This window comes from Paenibacillus silvestris (genome assembly GCF_009882985.1).
Lineage (GTDB): Bacteria > Bacillota > Bacilli > Paenibacillales > NBRC-103111 > Paenibacillus_E > Paenibacillus_E silvestris.
In genome coordinates this window covers 129,639-145,204 of record NZ_WTUZ01000014.1, presented here as the reverse complement: position 1 = coordinate 145,204, position 15,566 = coordinate 129,639, and the positions used below count along the sequence as shown (strand labels likewise).

Below are 15,566 nucleotides of genomic sequence, written 5' to 3'. Positions count from 1 at the left end.
GAGTCACACTTAAAAGAGGGATACCTATTTATGGAACATATCTATACTTACGCCTGCCACGAAGACGAGCAGGCGCTATGTCAGTTAGAGCTGCGTACCTTACTGGGCGCAGGTACCGTGCTCGGCGCGGGCTACGCGATCAGCCCGCGCAGGGTGGAACCGAGCCGCAGCCCATTCCTGAAGCTGCGGCTGGACGTTGCGTGCGAGGCCGGCAGTCTGCCGGAACTGGTCTCGCAGGTCCAGACGTTGGCCGTAAGCGGGTCAACGTTCAAGGTTGTGTTCGCGGAGACGGACACGCCGGTTGGCACTAACCGGCGGCGGGATATCGCACGCGAACTAGGCCAGCATCTCGGAGGCAAAGCCGAGATGCGGAATCCGGAGCAGTGGTTCGCCGTGACGCAGCTGGGAAACCGCTGGTTATTCGGCAACTGCTCCTACGGCGAAGCCGTCTGGCTTCGGCATCAGCAGAAGCCGCAGAACTATTCCACCGCCCTGAGCACGCGCGTAGCGCGGGCGGTGGTGAACATCGCCGTGCCCGTCACCGAGGGCACGCGGGCCATGGACCCGTGCTGCGGCATCGGCACGGTGCTGGTGGAAGCGATGTCGATGGGCATCGACATCGTCGGCAATGACATGAACCCGCTGGCGGTGCGCGGCGCGCGGGTGAATCTGGCCCACTTCGGCATGCCGAACGTGGTCACGCTTGGAGACATGCGGACGCTGGGCCTGCCAGCAGCCCTCCCAGTCCATGCCTCTGTCGCTGCAGCTACTACCGCTGCCGCCAACACTGCCGCTCCAGCCCTCGCTGGCAGCACACAGAGCCGCTATGACGCGCTGATTCTCGACATGCCGTACAACCTATGCTCGAAGCTGCCGGAGGACGAGCAGCTGGAAATGCTGCAGTCCGCTCGCCGCTTGGCACAGCGTGCAGTCATTATTACGACGGAGCAGATCGATCCGCTCCTCGAGCAGGCAGGCTTCCACATTGCGGAGCGCTGCGCAGTCAACAAAGGAAAGTTCAGCCGACAAATTATCGTCTGCGTTTAACTGAACATTTTACCCAGCGGACCATCTTCGGCAATGATGTCTTGAATGGCATACACAGAAATAGGAAAATAAAGAAAACCGTACACATAAGCTGCCAGCTCGTAGACTTGAAAATAGATAACGAGCGACTTATCAGCAATATAAAAATCCTGATCCGGCCGGATTTCTTTAAAATCAACCAGCAGCGGAATATCCCGCAGTTTAATTTCAGCTAGAATGATTTCACTTAGTTTGCCGACATAATCGCTGCCTGGTTTAAATAGATCTTTTAGTGCGTAAGCTTTACCGGTTTCTGTATTGAAAGTTAAAGCGTTCTGAATCGTGAGGCCATGCGCCCCGCCAGAGAACGCGTAATTCCATAAGGTCAGGCTGAGCACGCCCCGCTGATTATTTTTCAGTTCATAATAGGCGGTAACATCAGTCATCGGATTCTTGGGGTAGCCTTGGTCGCGAAGCTGTTTGTTAACGGCATTAACAATCGCTACGTTCATAGCGTACTCCGCCGTGGAAGGCGTGTGATGAATGACGGCAGGGTATAACAATTTTAATTTGTCGCGAACCAGTTGATAGGTTTGTATCCCTACGGGGTGATCTAATCCGTCCATGTTTAACATCCATCCCTAACGTTTTTGCTACAATTTATTCCGCGGATGGGCGTTTGGTTCATGGGGGCAGAGGTAGAGAATCTGGTCCTGTTATAGATAAAAAGAGCTCTCCCTAGGTCAAAATGGACCTGTCGGGAAAGCTCTTTTATGTCTCATGTAAAAATAGCGTTGTACTACTCTTCAGAGGACGTATCCTCATTGGCATCGGCCGTTGAGCTTTGCAGCATTGAGCTTAGCTCTTCCACCTGCTGCTGCGCCTCGCTGTCTTCCGCATTGGCCTGGGCCGCATTGATGGCATGACTTACCACATCGTTTTGATTGTTCGTTGACATGAACACTCACCTCCTCATTTTTCTACTAGCTAAGTATGTCTCCAAGTTCTCTGAATTATACAAAATATTTCCAAGTTTTTTTAAAAGGTATCCCTCGGCTCCATAGGTAATAACTATAAAGCATGTCTAAGAAATCTATTTCACAAATAGAGTAAGGAAGAGCATAATAGAAGAAAATGGAAAGGTGGAAAGCGCAATGGGGAAATCATTTGAGGCCATACTGCCAGAGCATGAGGCATTTATTGCAAAGCAGCACATCTTTTTCGTAGGATCGGCCCCGCTGTCAGGGGAAGGGCATGTGAATTTATCACCGAAAGGCCATGACGTTTTGCGCATTCTGAATGCGAATGAAGTGGCCTATTTGGATTTAACCGGGAGCGGGAACGAAACGAGTGCGCATCTCGAAGAGAACGGACGGATTACGGTGATGTTCACGGCGTTCGAAGGGCCACCGATGATTTTGCGCTTATACGGGCAAGGGCGCGTCATTCTGCCGGAAACCCCGGAGTGGGAGGCGTTAGCTCCCCTATTCACGATGTTGCCTGGCGCAAGGCAGATCATCACGGTTCAAGTCCATGAGGTCAAGACCTCCTGCGGTTTCAGCGTACCTTTTTATAATTATGAAGGAGAGCGTAATACGCTGCAGAAATGGGCTGTTAATAAAGGCGAGGAAGGTCTGCTGGCCTATTGGCAGGAGAAAAACATGATCACCATGGACGGCATGCCGACACCACTGGGGGAAAAGTTATCCACAAAGAGCCTTTAACGGAATAGTTAATCACGTAAAATGTTTCCGCAGCGCTTCGGGTGCTTCCACGCTTTTGCGTGTCGAGCTATCCATTGTGACGCTGGTTACCAGAGCATCTGCGCATAGGTCCCCATGCTCGTTATAAATTTCCTGCTTCAGCACGTAGCTGGAGCGTCCCATTTTATCCGGGCGGCAGGTAATGGTGAGATGTTCACCTTGCTTGCATTCTTTTTTGTAATTAATGTTGATGTTCACGGTAACGGTTTGAATGCCCATCGAGCCAAAGGTCTCGTAGGACAGCTGGGAAAGCTCGTACCATTCTTCACGTCCCCATTCCAGGTACTCCAAGTATTTGGCATTGTTAACGTGGCCGTTCACATCGATTTCCGTTGAGCGGACGATGATATCAAGTCTGGATTCCATGCGTAAAAGCTCCTTTATCTACCCCTGTCCAGGGCACATGTTGTTATTAGTTATCCTTAATTATAGCTCGATTGCAAGGGAGAAAACCAGTTTATGGCTCATAGCGTTCCATCATTTGGGTAAACTATGCTTCATGTGTTTAATGCTAGCTATTGGCTGGTTAACAGAAGGTATTGGCGGTCAGCGCCTACAAAGGAGGAAGTTTGGGTGGAGCAGCGATTTCGGATTGAAAAAGATACTATGGGAGAAATCAAGGTACCTGTGGATAAGTTGTGGGGGGCTCAGACACAGCGTAGTTTTGAGAACTTTAAGATTGGAACCGAGCGGATGCCGGAGCGGTTAATCGGGGCTTTTGCCTTGTTGAAAAAGGCGGCTGCCGTTGTCAACTATGAGCTTGGCGGGTTAACGCCGGAGAAGGCGAAGGCGATCTCGCAAGCGGCGGACGAAATCGTGCAGGGCCGCTTGAGCGGCGAGTTCCCGCTCGTTGTCTGGCAGACTGGCAGCGGGACGCAGTCGAATATGAACGTCAACGAGGTGATTGCGCATCGCGGCAGCGACATTCTTGGGAATGGGGTGCGTATCCATCCCAATGATGACGTGAATCGTTCGCAGAGCTCGAACGATACGTTCCCTACCGCGATGCACGTTGCCGGCGTTCTCGCGGTGGAGGAAGAGCTTCTGCCTGCGATCGAGCATTTGCAGGCTACGCTGCACAGCAAGATGGAGGCCTATGCCTCCATCGTCAAAATCGGCCGCACCCACCTGCAGGACGCAACCCCGCTGACGCTGGGGCAGGAGATCAGCGGCTGGTGGGCGATGCTGGAGCAGAGCGCGCGCATGGTGCGCAGCAGCGTGGATACGATGCGCGAGCTGGCCATTGGCGGCACCGCGGTAGGCACCGGGCTGAACGCGCATCCGGAGTTCGGCGCTAAGGTCGCCGAAGAGCTCTCGCGCGAGACGCGCACGCGCTTCGTCTCGGCCGCGAACAAGTTTCATGCGCTGACCAGCCATGATCAGATCGTGTACGCTCACGGCGCGCTGAAGGCCCTCGCGGCGAACCTCATGAAGATAGCCAACGATGTGCGGTGGCTATCGAGCGGTCCCCGCTGCGGGATCGGTGAAATCACGATCCCAGAGAACGAGCCCGGCTCTTCGATTATGCCGGGCAAGGTCAACCCGACCCAGAGCGAAGCGATGACGATGGTCGTGTGCCAGGTGATGGGCAACGATGCGGCCATCGGCTTCGCCGCCAGCCAGGGCAATTTCGAGCTGAACGTGTTCAAGCCCGTGATTATCCACAACTTCCTGCAGTCCGTGCGGCTGCTGGCGGATAGCATGCGCTCGTTCAACGATAACTGTCTCGTGGGGATGGAGCCGAATCGCGAGGTAATTCAGCGCAATCTCGAGCAGTCGCTCATGCTGGTTACCGCGCTCAACCCGTATATCGGGTATGAGAAAGCGGCCAGCATTGCGAAGCAAGCCCACAAGGAAGGGCTGACGTTGAAGGAGTCAGCGGTGCGCAGCGGCTACTTGACGGCGGAGCAATTTGACACTTACGTGCGGCCGGAGGACATGGTGCAGCCGAAGGCGTGACGCTTGCGTGCGGGGCTTCGCTCCGCACGCAGCAGACCAGTCTCGCGGTGATCCTATGCGAGGTTGGGTGCTAACACGTGGCAGGTTATCCCAAACGTGGTCATCCAGGGAACTACGTTCCGCTATTCCCGCCCAAAGCAGTCTGCTCGCGAGTGGAGGGGAACTACAATCCGCTAATCACCCGAAATTGGGGCAAATAGGCGGCACAAGGGGCAAATAAGCCCCTCTAGTTCCCCAACTAGCGGAAATAGGCCGAATTCCCCCGAAATAGGGGATTCCAGTTCCCACTCGGGGAGATGGAGTCCCGCTCTATACGCAAAAAGGTTGGACAGGACGAATCTCCTGCCCAACCTTTTTTTTATTGAATCGGATCCGGGACCAGATTCTTCTCGATCAGCTCGCTGTTGGTCTTCATGTGTTTCATCTCATTGCCGAGCTTCTTGATCTCTTCCAAATCCTGGGCCATGGAGCTGTTGTTGGCTTCCTCCAAGGTTTTACCCGAGGGACCGTTGCACAGCCGCTCTAATTCAATTAGCTTGTCCAGGGCGGCCCGCCGGACTTCCAGCGGTACGAATTTATGGTCCGGAAAGTCAGCCTCATGGAAGTGCACGGTGGTATTTCCAAGCTCGGAGGTGAGCATTACCAAGGTAAGCGGATAGGAGGCTGCTGTAGCCTCACTATAAATATTGTATTGATAGACGGCCTTCTCCGTATATTTCACACGTTCTAAACCGAGATCGGTTAGCTGTCGATGCAGCATGCCTTTATCCATTTCAAACAACTCCTTTCAAAAGGTGACTAACGATTTGAGTTTTAGTGTCTATTACTTGAGTACTCCGGTTTCGTCGACTGCAAAGGCTGGGCAACCTCTTGCACCTTAGAGCTCGCTTTCTCAGCAAAGTCCCGCGTTCTCTCACCAGCCTTCTCGCCAATGTCCCTAGCCTTCTCACCAGCTTGTTCACTGATGTCCCTTGCTTTCTCAGCAAAGTCCCGCGTTCTCTCACCAGCTTTTTCTCCAATGTCCCTAGCCTTCTCACCAAGATCCCTAGCTCTCTCACCAAACTCCTGCGCCTTATCGCCGGCCATTTCGGCCAAGTCCTGTGCTTTATCGCTCATCTTTTCCGCCATCTCTTCGGTTTTGTCACCGGTTTTGGCTGCCATTTCCTTTGTCTTTTGTCCTAGGGCTGCGGCGAATTCATTTGCTTTATCATATAAATTTCGATAGGTTGTTGTGAGATTGTCTCGCAGCTCTGCTCCCTTTTTCGGGGCTAATAACAATGAGGCTACAGCGCCTACCGCACCACCGATTACTAGGCCTAACAATAGTCCGCTTCTGTTTGTTTCGACTGTTTCACTCATAAGTCATCTCTCCTTCGATTGGGGTATAGTGGGTCATGCCTTATACTAGGTTGTAACCCTATTGCGTCGTTTTGAAACAGGGAAGGTTATTTTTAACGGGTGGACGTCTGTTGATAATGATTGAAATTTCTGTACGCGGGTAGTACATATAGAAGCAGCTTCTTTTTAAAATTATGGTAAACTAGGTGAGGGTTCCAGTTAACTTTTACCCGAAAGGGGTTATGACGATGGGTATTGTCATTGTGGACGATAACGCGACAAATTTACTAATTATCGAAAAAATTCTGCTTAAAGCCGGATACACTGATCTCCAAATGGTATCCTCGGCCAAAGAGCTGTATCAGTTATTAGATATGCATTCACCCAGTCCAGCGGAGGTGCCGGTAGATCTCATTCTAATGGATATGATGATGCCGGAAATCGATGGCGTAGAGGCCTGCCGCACGATTCAAGCGGATGAGAGGCTGCGGGATATTCCGATTATTTTCGTAACGGCGATGGGGGATTCCAATAAGCTCGCTGAGGCCTTGGATGCAGGGGCGCTTGATTATGTGATGAAGCCGATTAATAAGGTGGAGCTGCTTGCCCGGATCCGTTCGACACTCCGTTTGAAATATGAGAAGGACTGGCATAAAGAGCGGGATAAGCGGATTAAATATGAGCTGGATCTGGCGAAGCAAGTACAGCGCAGCGTGCTCAGCAGCCCCATAGAGGAGGATGGTATCCGAATCTCTGCGGTCTACAAGCCATCGTCGGAATTGGCGGGGGACTTCTACGCGTGGTATCCGATTGGACCGAACCGCTATGGGGTTATTTTGCTGGATATGATGGGGCACGGTATTTCGTCTTCTTTAGTATGTATGTATATTTACTCGGCATTGAAGGATACCATTACGCATATTTGCGATCCAGAGGGCGTAATGCAGGGGCTGAACGGACGGATGAATCAGCTGCATCAATCGGACAGTTTGATCAATTATTATTTCACGGCGATCTACATGGTGCTGGATACGGAAGAGCGGACGATTGAGTATGTGAATGCGGGACATCCGGCTGGCATTGCGATGCTCGACGGCGAGGTGAAGCTGTTGACGGAAGGCTGCTGCGCCATTGGTTTTTTTGAGGGAATCGAAGTGACGAAAGGCGTCATTCGTTATGAGAAAGAAGCGCGTATTGTTCTATTCACAGACGGTCTATCGGAATGGCTGGATGATGAGGAGCAGGATGGTATCGCGAAAATACAGCAAGGACTGCAGTTTTCTGGCAGCGCACACGATCCAGAGGGGCTGGTGGAGCGCATCTACCCGCATGACAAAAGCGGGGCTCCACAGGACGACATGTGCCTGGTCATGATCAGCATTTCGTAAGTGGCACTTATTTATAAAAAATGGATACATGCACAAGTTCGTCCCAAATAATGGGCAACTTGTGCATTTTTTGTTTCAATAGGCGGGAATGGGGGTATTAAGAGGTAGGCAATTATTCGATGGCGGGGAGGAAAATGGATGACAACGATGACATCGTCACCCAGTTCGGACGCTTTATATCTGTTTCATGAGGGTACGCAGTATCAAAGTTACCGGTTTCTGGGCTCTCATTTGGAAGAAAGGGATGCTGTGGGAGGTGTCCATTTTGCTGTTTGGGCGCCCAATGCGAAGCAAGTGAACGTATCGGGCAGCTTTAACGGGTGGGATGGCCGAAATCACGCGATGTCGGTGTCAGACGGTGTGTGGACGCTTTTTATCCCCGAATTGAAGGAAGGTACTTTATACAAATACGAAATCATTACGTCAAACGATGATTGTTATTTGAAATCAGACCCTTATGCGTTTTCTTCGGAACTTAGACCGGGAACCGCTTCCATTGTGACTTCCTTGGGCGGTTATGCTTGGCAGGACGAAGATTGGCTGGCAAGGAAGACAGCGCACCAATTTTTACAGCAGCCGCTTCTGATCTATGAGGTGCATCTGGGCAGCTGGAAGCGTAAGGAGGACGGCGGCTTTTACAGTTATGGAGAATTGGCTGACGAGCTGGTCGACTATGTCGTGGAACATGGCTTTACTCACATCGAGCTTATGCCGCTTATGGAGCATCCGCTGGATAAATCCTGGGGCTATCAGGTGACGGGTTATTACTCGGTGACTAGCCGTTTTGGCACGCCGCAGGAGTTCATGTATTTGGTTGATCGCTGCCATCAGAGGGGGATCGGCGTCATTATGGATTGGGTCCCGGCGCACTTTTGCAAAGACGCTCATGGACTATCCCGATTCGATGGCGTGCCCCTTTATGAATATACGGATAGCCGCAAAGGTGAGCATCCGACTTGGGGGACTCATATTTTCGATTATGGGAAGCCTGAAGTGCACAGCTTTTTGATTTCCAATGCTTTGTTCTGGATGGATGTTTATCATATTGACGGTTTGCGTGTCGATGCGGTGTACAGTATGCTGACGCTGAATTTCGACAGATCCGAAGAAGAACGCATCACGAATGACGAGGGTGGCGAGGAAAATTTGGAAGGCATAGCTTTTCTCCAAAAGCTGAATGCCGTCATATTCGCCAGATACCCGAACGCCTTGATGATGGCGGAGGATTCCAGTTCATTCCCGGGAGTAACGGAGCCGGCCCAGCAGGGAGGATTAGGTTTCAATTACAAATGGGACTTAAGTTTTACGTGGAACACACTCGACTATATGAAGAAGAGCCAAGAGCAGCGCAGCGGACTGGAGCCGCAGTTGACGAAGTCACTGCAGGAGCGAAGGAATGAGAATTACATCCTCCCCTATTCGCATGATGAGATGGCTCACCCAGATAAATCTCTGCTAGGTAAAATGTCGGGCAGCGACAATTGGCAGCGATTTGCTAATCTGCGTGTTCTGTACGCCTATCTGATTGGGCATCCGGGCAAGAAGCTCCTATTCATGGGCAGCGAGTTCGGCCAGGAGCAGGATTGGGACTCGGAAGCGGCGCTCGCTTGGGACGTTCTGCAGGATCGTGAACATGAACAGTTTCAACATTTTGTGAAAGCATTGAATCATTTTTACATATCGGAGAAGGCTCTATGGGAGCTGGATTATGCGCCTGAAGGGTTTGAAGGGATTGATTTGGAGGATACGACTGACGGACTGGTGATGTTTGGGCGGAAAGGGAAGGAGGACGAAGCGCTCATCATGGTCTGTAATTTCAAGCCTGAGACTCACGAAGGTTATCGTATCGGGGTTAAGGAGCCTGCGCAATACCGAGAAGTATTTAACAGTGATCACTCAGATTTCGGCGGATCGGGCGTGATTAACGAGTCTGCACAGACTGCGGAAGAGTGGTCGTGTCAGAACCAACCTTACAGTATTACGGTAACGATACCGCCACTGGCGGCTGTCATTTTCCAAAAAAAACAAATGGAAGGATGAGATGATGATGAAGAAGCAGGAATGCGTAGCTATGCTGTTAGCTGGCGGTGAAGGAAGCAGGCTTCGTCCGTTAACGAAGTATATGGCGAAGCCGGCGGTACACTTTGGAGCGAAATACCGGATGATTGATTTTGCTTTAAGCAATTGCCGTAATTCAGGGATCGGTACGGTTGGTGTGCTGACGCAGTATAAGCCGGCTGTTCTGCATGCGCACATCGGGAGCGGGGACGCTTGGCAGGTGGAAGGCGGTAACAGCAGCCATAATGGTAGTAGCGGCATCTCCATCCTGGAACGGCAGGCCGGGGCACCCAATGCGTATAAGGGAACCGCAGATGCCATTTATCAAAACTTAGCCTACTTGCAGGAGCATAATCCGAAGTATGTGTTAATCCTCTCAGGCGATCATATCTATAACATGGATTATCGGACGATGCTCGAGCATCATCAGGCAACTGGCGCAGATGCTACGATTTCGGTGATGCCTGTGAAATGGGAGGAAACCAGCCGCTTTGGCATTGTTAGCGCTGATGAGCAGCATCGGATTACGGCTTTTGCCGAGAAGCCGTTCAAAGCAGCCAGCAACTTGGCCTCCATGGGAATTTACGTATTTAACTGGGAATTCCTGAAGTCACGTTTGGAGCAGGATGCAGATAATCCGGCTTCTAGCCATGATTTTGGTCATGATATTATTCCCGGGCTGCTGGCTGAGGGGGCTCATGTATCGGCTTATCCCTTTGAAGGCTACTGGAAGGATGTCGGCACGATAGAAAGCCTATGGGAATCTCACATGGATTTACTGGGGTATTATCCAAGGCTGCAGCTGAATCAGGAGGCATGGCCTGTATGGACGGCAAAGCGTGAGCTTCCCAAAAGTGAAGTGGCGCTCGACGCGCGGGTCAATAATGCCGAAATTGGCGAAGGTGTCTCCATATATGGGAATGTCAGCCACTCAGTTCTCTTCGATGGTGTGAGGGTTGGCGAGCATAGCCGGGTGCTCAACAGCGTTATTATGCCCGGCGTTCAGATCGGGAGACATGCGCTTATCCTCAATGCCATTATCGGAGAAGGCTCGATTATTAAAGATGGTGCTATTGTTGGCAAGCCGGGGAATCCAGGTGTTACGGTTGTCGGTGAGAGATCCGTGATTGGCCGTCACTACCCAGCCTCTATACCTGCTCAATTGACCGGTACGCGGCTGAATTTCGTTTAAGCTCTCGTCTAGTTGTTCTGACCAAGCAGAATTCGGAGGAGGAATGCCGTATGGAGAATGTTCTTGGCCTAATTAATCTCATGAGCGAACAAAGTGATTTGTCGATACTTACCCGTGACCGGTGTGTGGGTGCGGTGCCATTTGCCGGCCGCTACCGGTTAGCGGATTTTGCCCTTTCCAATATGAGCAATGCAGGTATTCATGAGGTTGTGGTGCTGGCGACTCCGAAGGCGGAATCGCTGCTCCATCATATCGGAAACGGGCAGCATTACGGGTTGGAGGCGCTGCATACGCTAACTGCCCAGCATGGCAATCAGCCTCAATTGGACAACCACCTAACTTACTTGAAATCGAGGAATGAAAAGTACGTTTTGCTAGCATCCAGCCGGATTATTTATCATTCTCATTATGAGCAGATGATCGATTACCATCTCAGCAGTGGGGCGGATATTACGGCGCTCTTCAAACATTTGACGGAGATGGACCGCCATGCGCATATTGGACATGCTTATAGCTTGGAGATGAATGATCAAGGCCGCGTTGTTAGTGCCGCTCACACCTACCATGCGATGCCGAGTCTCGCCCCGCAAAACATTGATCTGGATACGGTGGTACTGGAGCGAAAGCTGCTGATTGATCTCATTGAGATGAGCATGAAGCCCGGTAGAGGCATGGATCTGAAACAGGTGATTTGGGAGCAGCTGGCCCAGCTTCATGTACAGGGCTATGCCAACCATGGCTATATGGCAATCATGGATTCTGTCGACAGCTATTATGCGCACAGTATGCAGCTTTTGCAGCCGCATGGATGGAGGCAGTTCATGAAGCATCAAGAATCCGTGTATACGCGAAAAGAGGACGAGGCCGCGATTGCTTGCCATCAGCAAGCCTTGATTCGTAATTCGTTCGTCGCACCAGGGTGCCGAATAGAAGGCTACGTGGAGAATAGCATCTTGTTCCCGGGGGTTGTCGTTCATCCAGGGGCCCATGTCAAAAATAGCGTGATCATGCAGGATTGCATCATCCAGGCAGGCGCTTATTTGGATCGGGTTATTTTGGACAAACAGGTTATGGTGGAGCAGGGGGCGATCATTTGCGGTGAGTACGCCCATCCGTTTGTAGCGGAGAAGAGCGGAGTGTTATAAGAGGAGGCTGGCCGGATAGGCCGGCTTCGTTGTCTATCTGTGAAAAGCCTGACAGGTCAGGCTTTTGGCCATAAAGCTTGTGTAAAGGTTAGGCACTTGTTACACTTGAAGGAGCAAATCACATAGAAGGAGTGTGGCGCATGTCAGTAGAAAAGTTCCAAGTTGATCAAGAAGAATTGGAGAAATCTATACAGCTTCATATCCGTGGTGAACTCGATTTGGCAGCGGCTTTAACGTTCCGTCATGCGCTTGAGGCGGTTGTTCATAGAACCGATAAAGCGTTAATTCTAGACGTAGGTGAGTTAACATATATCGATAGCACGGGGATTGGTATTGTGGTTTCTGCTTTGAAAATACGTGATGAGTTGAAAGCGCCGTTCGCTGTGCGCCATATTCCATCTGGTATCAAAAGGCTTTTTGACCTTACAGGCATCTCCGGATTTCTTAACGAAGGGATCGAAGGAACCGCATGAACGTCGTTCGTCTGCACATACCCGCAGCAGCGGAGTACCTAGACATCGTCAGGCTTAGTCTTTACGGGGTTGCCTCTAAGCTGGGCTTTTCCTATGAGGACATCGAGGATATGAAAGTAGCGGTATCGGAAGCCTGCAACAATGCGGTGCTTCATGGGGAGACGTCGGCCATTCTGGGGCAAATCCAGATTAGCTATGAGCTTGATGAAGACAGGCTGATTGTGAAAGTGAAAGATAACGGCCCTGGCTTTGATTATCAAAGTCAACAAGAGCAATCGGCGGAACCGCCGGTTGGCCAGACAGTCAGCGAGCTGCAGTCTGGTGGCCTTGGCATTTATCTCATGCAAGCGTTGATGGATGAGGTGACGGTGAACACCGAGCAAGGGACTGAAGTCACGCTCATCAAATATGTTTAATACAAAAGGGTTATCTCCCGAGGTCAGGCTTGACCTTAAAGAGATAACCCTTTTTTGGTTGTGGGAACTAGGTTCCGCTATGTTCCGCTATGTTCGGCTCTTAGCGGCCGAGGAAAGACTCCAGCATCCAGCTGTGCTTCTCGAGGGAAGCGCGAATCTTGATCAGCATGTCAGCCGTCGGCTGATCTTTGCTCTCCTCCGCAAGCGCGATACCCTCGGTCAGCTCCGAGCAGATCAGGGTGAAGTCGCTTGCCAGCTGCTTCACCATCTCCGCTGCGGAAGCGCCTTTGCTCGCTTCTTTGATGGAAGCAAGCTCGAGATGCTCCTGCAGGGTAGCTGTTGGTATGGCGCGCAGCGAAAGCATTCGCTCCGCGATGACGTCGAGATGCAGCGCAGCCTCTACGTACAATTCTTCAAATTTCAGATGCAGGGTGAAGAAATTCTCACCTTTTACATACCAATGATAGTTGTGCAATTTCATATATAGAATTGAGAAGTTCGCTACCTGCTTGTCCAACGTTTCTGTCAGGGTATTTTCTTTCAATGCGGTTTTCGCCATGTGAAATTCCTCCATTCAATTTATAGGTTGGTTTCATTGTTCCTATCTCGTCTTTACCCGGAAGCTCCACTTTTGAAACAGAGGTAGAAACATCTGGAAATATGTGAAGGGCTGTTTCATTTCTCAGCCATGCGGGTAACGATAAGTAATCAAGTAAACTAATCAAGCGAACAGGGGTGATTGTCATGTTAGTCGAACTTAGCGCAGTCCTTGCAGCCATAGCTTTCGTATTCCTTGTCTTCTATTTGATTCAAACCTTGAAGTCACTGAAGATATCCCTGGATCAGATCACTCTGACGATGGGCCAAATGAAAGATGAGGTCACACAGATTTCTTCCGAAGTACAGGACGTTATTCTCAATACCAATGAGATGGCTATAGATGTTCGTTCGAAGCTGGCCAAGCTGAATCATCTATTCAGCTCAGTGAACGACGTCGGTCAAGTCGTGCACGAGCTAACATCTTCCATGAAACAATCAGCGACAGGCTTCATCGACGCGGTGAAACAAACGCGGTTGCCTAAGGATACACCGACATTAAGCCGCAGATGGCAAACCATTTTGCAGGGGGCAGCCGTCTCGGTAGAGTTGTGGAAGAAATTCAAGGACAAGAAGACACCGCATATGAGCAGCATGAAATAGAGAGGAGCTATCTTTGTGAACATACGTAAATTTACGGTTTATAAGCAATCGAATGGGGAAGAAAATATTATATACTTAAGCGGGGAGCTTGATTTGTCAGCCGCATCGGAGCTTTCGGCCGTCCTAGATTCTGTCGTCTCCCAAGGCGATCAGAACTTAACGTTAGATTTAAAAGAATTACGCTATATTGACAGCACAGGGATCGGCTTAATTGTCTCGGTGCTCAAAGTAAGAGCTGCGATGGGGGCATCTTTCCGTATTCAGCATATTCCCGCCAGAATTCAGCGTTTATTTGAAATCACGGGTGTTGCCCGCTATTTTGTCGACGGTGAACTGCAATTCCATAATCAAGGCAGAGCAGAAAGGAAAGAAGAAATTATATGAACCCATACATCGGCCTTACGATCCCGGCGCAAGCGGAATATCTGGATATTGTGCGACTTACCTTATACGGTGTGGCCTCGAAAGCGGGCTTTTCCTTTGAGGATATTGAAGATATGAAAGTAGCTGTAGCAGAAGCTTGCAATAATGCGATTCTGCATGCTTATGAGCAAGGGCAGTCAGGAACAATTGAGATTCAGTACGAGCAGCAGGATGGTTTTTTGCAAATTAGCGTCAAGGATGAAGGGAACAGCTTTCATTATGTGCAAGCCGAATCCGATACGGCTGCTTTGCATCACAAATCCATTAATGAAGCGGCGGTGGGGGGGTTAGGATTGTTCCTCATGCAGGCTTTAATGGATGATGTGCAGGTGCTAACGGACAGCGGAAGAGGTACGCAGGTTGTTTTGAAGAAGCAGCTTACAGGGCAAATGAATAGAAAAGAGGAAATGGTATGAATGTGAATGCATCATCTTCCAAACCTCTATATGACATGTATTTGAAAATGAAAATTTACAAAGAGACGGCTTGCCAAGAGACGGCTACGGCATTGCTGCTGCACTATGAACCTATCGTTCGTATGGCAGTCGGCAAGATGTCGAGGAGCCGTCCTGATTTATATGAAGATCTGTATCAAGTTGGGCAGATGTCTTTGCTCAGGTTGTTTACCCAGTACGATAGTACACTGGAAACTCCTTTTGAAGCCTATGCGATGAAAAGCCTGATTGGTCACCTGAAGAACTATTTGCGTGACAAATCATGGTACATACAGGTTCCACGACGAATTAAGGAGAAGGGGGCTCTCGTCCAGAGAGCTTTGGATGAGCTCACCGTCAAGCTCGAACGCTCGCCAAATATCGATGAAATGGCGGCTTATTTGGAGCTGAGCACGGAAGAGACCATAGAGATTCTGGCTGGTCGTGACTATTACCACTACACCTCTCTGGATACGCCGCTTAACAGTGAAGGGGATAGTGCGACGATTGGCGATATGATAGCCGGTTCGACCGACGAGTATCTATCACTGGAAAGACGAATGGACTTGGAAGAGGCGATGACCTGCTTGAAAGAGGAAGAGAAGAAAGTCATTCACCTCATCTATCAAGATGGCCTCTCACAGCGCCAAATTGCGGATCAGCTAGGGATATCCCAGATGAGTGTTTCCCGCATTCAGAAGCGGGCAATACTGAAGTTGAAGGCAGTTCTTACAACCAATCCTTAGAGGAG

At 50.4% G+C, this 15,566-nt stretch carries 19 protein-coding genes; 13 read left to right on the top strand and 6 right to left on the bottom strand.

Annotated features, from left to right (window positions below):
• The first annotated feature begins 30 nt into the window (after window positions 1-30).
• A complete protein-coding gene (locus GQF01_RS10530) occupies window positions 31-1,047 on the top strand; it encodes a TRM11 family SAM-dependent methyltransferase (RefSeq protein WP_161406736.1) in 1,017 nt (338 codons plus the stop codon).
• Here the strand turns inward: GQF01_RS10530 and GQF01_RS10525 are convergent.
• On the bottom strand, window positions 1,044-1,652 hold the full coding sequence (locus GQF01_RS10525) for a DUF3298 and DUF4163 domain-containing protein (protein WP_161406735.1): 609 nt from the start codon (window positions 1,650-1,652) through the stop codon (window positions 1,044-1,046). The genes GQF01_RS10530 and GQF01_RS10525 overlap by 4 nt on opposite strands.
• A 173-nt stretch (window positions 1,653-1,825) precedes the next feature.
• Entirely contained in the window at window positions 1,826-1,984 is a 159-nt protein-coding gene (locus tag GQF01_RS10520; RefSeq protein ID WP_161406734.1) for a hypothetical protein, read from the bottom strand.
• Window positions 1,985-2,180: 196 nt separating this feature from the next.
• On the opposite strand from GQF01_RS10520, the gene GQF01_RS10515 reads away from it, so the two are divergent.
• Window positions 2,181-2,750 carry a pyridoxamine 5'-phosphate oxidase family protein gene (locus tag GQF01_RS10515; protein ID WP_161406733.1) on the top strand — a complete coding sequence of 190 codons (570 nt, stop codon included), beginning with the start codon at window positions 2,181-2,183 and terminating at the stop codon, window positions 2,748-2,750.
• A 12-nt stretch (window positions 2,751-2,762) separates the two neighbouring features.
• Here GQF01_RS10515 and GQF01_RS10510 read toward each other — a convergent pair whose 3' ends face one another.
• Window positions 2,763-3,155: an acyl-CoA thioesterase gene (locus GQF01_RS10510; RefSeq protein WP_161406732.1), complete on the bottom strand. Its 393-nt coding sequence runs from the start codon at window positions 3,153-3,155 to the stop codon at window positions 2,763-2,765.
• 207 nt (window positions 3,156-3,362) lie between these two features.
• Here GQF01_RS10510 and fumC point away from each other — a divergent pair, with 207 nt between their 5' ends.
• Window positions 3,363-4,748, top strand: a complete 1,386-nt coding sequence (gene fumC / locus GQF01_RS10505; protein WP_328803434.1) for a class II fumarate hydratase — start codon at window positions 3,363-3,365, stop codon at window positions 4,746-4,748.
• A 358-nt stretch (window positions 4,749-5,106) separates the two neighbouring features.
• On the opposite strand, the gene GQF01_RS35905 is transcribed toward fumC, so the two are convergent.
• Together GQF01_RS35905 and GQF01_RS10500 are read right to left on the bottom strand one after the other, a co-directional pair.
• Window positions 5,107-5,520, bottom strand: a complete 414-nt coding sequence (locus tag GQF01_RS35905) for a hypothetical protein (RefSeq protein WP_202556258.1) — start codon at window positions 5,518-5,520, stop codon at window positions 5,107-5,109.
• 41 nt (window positions 5,521-5,561) lie between these two features.
• Window positions 5,562-6,107, bottom strand: a complete 546-nt coding sequence (locus GQF01_RS10500; protein WP_161406730.1) for a YtxH domain-containing protein — start codon at window positions 6,105-6,107, stop codon at window positions 5,562-5,564.
• A 227-nt stretch (window positions 6,108-6,334) separates the two neighbouring features.
• Between GQF01_RS10500 and GQF01_RS10495 the strand changes: the two genes are divergently transcribed.
• The 6 genes from GQF01_RS10495 (at window position 6,335) to rsbW (GQF01_RS10470) (ending at window position 12,758) form a co-directional block, all read left to right on the top strand.
• Window positions 6,335-7,474: a SpoIIE family protein phosphatase gene (locus GQF01_RS10495; protein ID WP_161406729.1), complete on the top strand. Its 1,140-nt coding sequence runs from the start codon at window positions 6,335-6,337 to the stop codon at window positions 7,472-7,474.
• Window positions 7,475-7,612: 138 nt separating this feature from the next.
• Window positions 7,613-9,514: a 1,4-alpha-glucan branching protein GlgB gene (gene glgB, locus GQF01_RS10490; protein ID WP_235959401.1), complete on the top strand. Its 1,902-nt coding sequence runs from the start codon at window positions 7,613-7,615 to the stop codon at window positions 9,512-9,514.
• A gap of 7 nt (window positions 9,515-9,521) precedes the next feature.
• Window positions 9,522-10,724: a glucose-1-phosphate adenylyltransferase gene (locus tag GQF01_RS10485; RefSeq protein WP_328803432.1), complete on the top strand. Its 1,203-nt coding sequence runs from the start codon at window positions 9,522-9,524 to the stop codon at window positions 10,722-10,724.
• Between the two features lie 50 nt (window positions 10,725-10,774).
• Window positions 10,775-11,869 carry a glucose-1-phosphate adenylyltransferase subunit GlgD gene (gene glgD, locus GQF01_RS10480; protein WP_161406727.1) on the top strand — a complete coding sequence of 365 codons (1,095 nt, stop codon included), beginning with the start codon at window positions 10,775-10,777 and terminating at the stop codon, window positions 11,867-11,869.
• Between the two features lie 140 nt (window positions 11,870-12,009).
• Entirely contained in the window at window positions 12,010-12,342 is a 333-nt protein-coding gene (locus GQF01_RS10475; protein ID WP_145667817.1) for an STAS domain-containing protein, read from the top strand.
• Window positions 12,339-12,758: an anti-sigma B factor RsbW gene (gene rsbW, locus GQF01_RS10470; RefSeq protein WP_161406726.1), complete on the top strand. Its 420-nt coding sequence runs from the start codon at window positions 12,339-12,341 to the stop codon at window positions 12,756-12,758. Before GQF01_RS10475 ends, rsbW (GQF01_RS10470) begins: the two co-directional genes overlap by 4 nt.
• A 100-nt stretch (window positions 12,759-12,858) precedes the next feature.
• On the opposite strand, the gene GQF01_RS10465 is transcribed toward rsbW (GQF01_RS10470), so the two are convergent.
• A complete protein-coding gene (locus tag GQF01_RS10465) occupies window positions 12,859-13,317 on the bottom strand; it encodes a Dps family protein (RefSeq protein ID WP_161406725.1) in 459 nt (152 codons plus the stop codon).
• A 185-nt stretch (window positions 13,318-13,502) separates the two neighbouring features.
• Between GQF01_RS10465 and GQF01_RS10460 the strand changes: the two genes are divergently transcribed.
• The 4 genes from GQF01_RS10460 to GQF01_RS10445 are packed head-to-tail and all read left to right on the top strand — an operon-like array spanning window position 13,503 to window position 15,561.
• On the top strand, window positions 13,503-13,958 hold the full coding sequence (locus GQF01_RS10460) for a DUF948 domain-containing protein (RefSeq protein ID WP_161406724.1): 456 nt from the start codon (window positions 13,503-13,505) through the stop codon (window positions 13,956-13,958).
• Window positions 13,959-13,973: 15 nt separating this feature from the next.
• Window positions 13,974-14,342 (top strand): STAS domain-containing protein, encoded by a 369-nt coding sequence (locus GQF01_RS10455; protein WP_161406723.1) that lies wholly within the window; start codon window positions 13,974-13,976, stop codon window positions 14,340-14,342.
• Window positions 14,339-14,797, top strand: coding sequence for an anti-sigma B factor RsbW (rsbW, locus tag GQF01_RS10450; RefSeq protein ID WP_161406722.1), 459 nt, complete (start codon window positions 14,339-14,341; stop codon window positions 14,795-14,797). The genes GQF01_RS10455 and rsbW (GQF01_RS10450) overlap by 4 nt, the downstream gene beginning before the upstream one ends.
• A complete protein-coding gene (locus GQF01_RS10445; protein ID WP_161406721.1) occupies window positions 14,794-15,561 on the top strand; it encodes a sigma-70 family RNA polymerase sigma factor in 768 nt (255 codons plus the stop codon). Before rsbW (GQF01_RS10450) ends, GQF01_RS10445 begins: the two co-directional genes overlap by 4 nt.
• Window positions 15,562-15,566 lie beyond the last annotated feature (5 nt).

What these genes read in the sequence shown, in the direction of transcription:
- glgB (WP_235959401.1), top strand. Translation starts at nt 7,613, where the DNA reads ATGACAACGATGACATCGTCACCCAGTTCGGACGCTTTATATCTGTTT.
- GQF01_RS10445 (WP_161406721.1), top strand. Translation starts at nt 14,794, where the DNA reads ATGAATGTGAATGCATCATCTTCCAAACCTCTATATGACATGTATTTG.
- GQF01_RS10500 (WP_161406730.1), bottom strand. Translation starts at nt 6,107, where the DNA reads ATGAGTGAAACAGTCGAAACAAACAGAAGCGGACTATTGTTAGGCCTA.
- GQF01_RS10460 (WP_161406724.1), top strand. Translation starts at nt 13,503, where the DNA reads ATGTTAGTCGAACTTAGCGCAGTCCTTGCAGCCATAGCTTTCGTATTC.
- rsbW (WP_161406722.1), top strand. Translation starts at nt 14,339, where the DNA reads ATGAACCCATACATCGGCCTTACGATCCCGGCGCAAGCGGAATATCTG.
- glgD (WP_161406727.1), top strand. Translation starts at nt 10,775, where the DNA reads ATGGAGAATGTTCTTGGCCTAATTAATCTCATGAGCGAACAAAGTGAT.
- GQF01_RS10525 (WP_161406735.1), bottom strand. Translation starts at nt 1,652, where the DNA reads ATGGACGGATTAGATCACCCCGTAGGGATACAAACCTATCAACTGGTT.
- GQF01_RS10475 (WP_145667817.1), top strand. Translation starts at nt 12,010, where the DNA reads ATGTCAGTAGAAAAGTTCCAAGTTGATCAAGAAGAATTGGAGAAATCT.
- GQF01_RS10485 (WP_328803432.1), top strand. Translation starts at nt 9,522, where the DNA reads ATGAAGAAGCAGGAATGCGTAGCTATGCTGTTAGCTGGCGGTGAAGGA.
- GQF01_RS10515 (WP_161406733.1), top strand. Translation starts at nt 2,181, where the DNA reads ATGGGGAAATCATTTGAGGCCATACTGCCAGAGCATGAGGCATTTATT.
- GQF01_RS10520 (WP_161406734.1), bottom strand. Translation starts at nt 1,984, where the DNA reads ATGTCAACGAACAATCAAAACGATGTGGTAAGTCATGCCATCAATGCG.
- GQF01_RS10465 (WP_161406725.1), bottom strand. Translation starts at nt 13,317, where the DNA reads ATGGCGAAAACCGCATTGAAAGAAAATACCCTGACAGAAACGTTGGAC.
- GQF01_RS10495 (WP_161406729.1), top strand. Translation starts at nt 6,335, where the DNA reads ATGGGTATTGTCATTGTGGACGATAACGCGACAAATTTACTAATTATC.
- GQF01_RS10510 (WP_161406732.1), bottom strand. Translation starts at nt 3,155, where the DNA reads ATGGAATCCAGACTTGATATCATCGTCCGCTCAACGGAAATCGATGTG.
- rsbW (WP_161406726.1), top strand. Translation starts at nt 12,339, where the DNA reads ATGAACGTCGTTCGTCTGCACATACCCGCAGCAGCGGAGTACCTAGAC.
- GQF01_RS10530 (WP_161406736.1), top strand. Translation starts at nt 31, where the DNA reads ATGGAACATATCTATACTTACGCCTGCCACGAAGACGAGCAGGCGCTA.
- GQF01_RS35905 (WP_202556258.1), bottom strand. Translation starts at nt 5,520, where the DNA reads ATGGATAAAGGCATGCTGCATCGACAGCTAACCGATCTCGGTTTAGAA.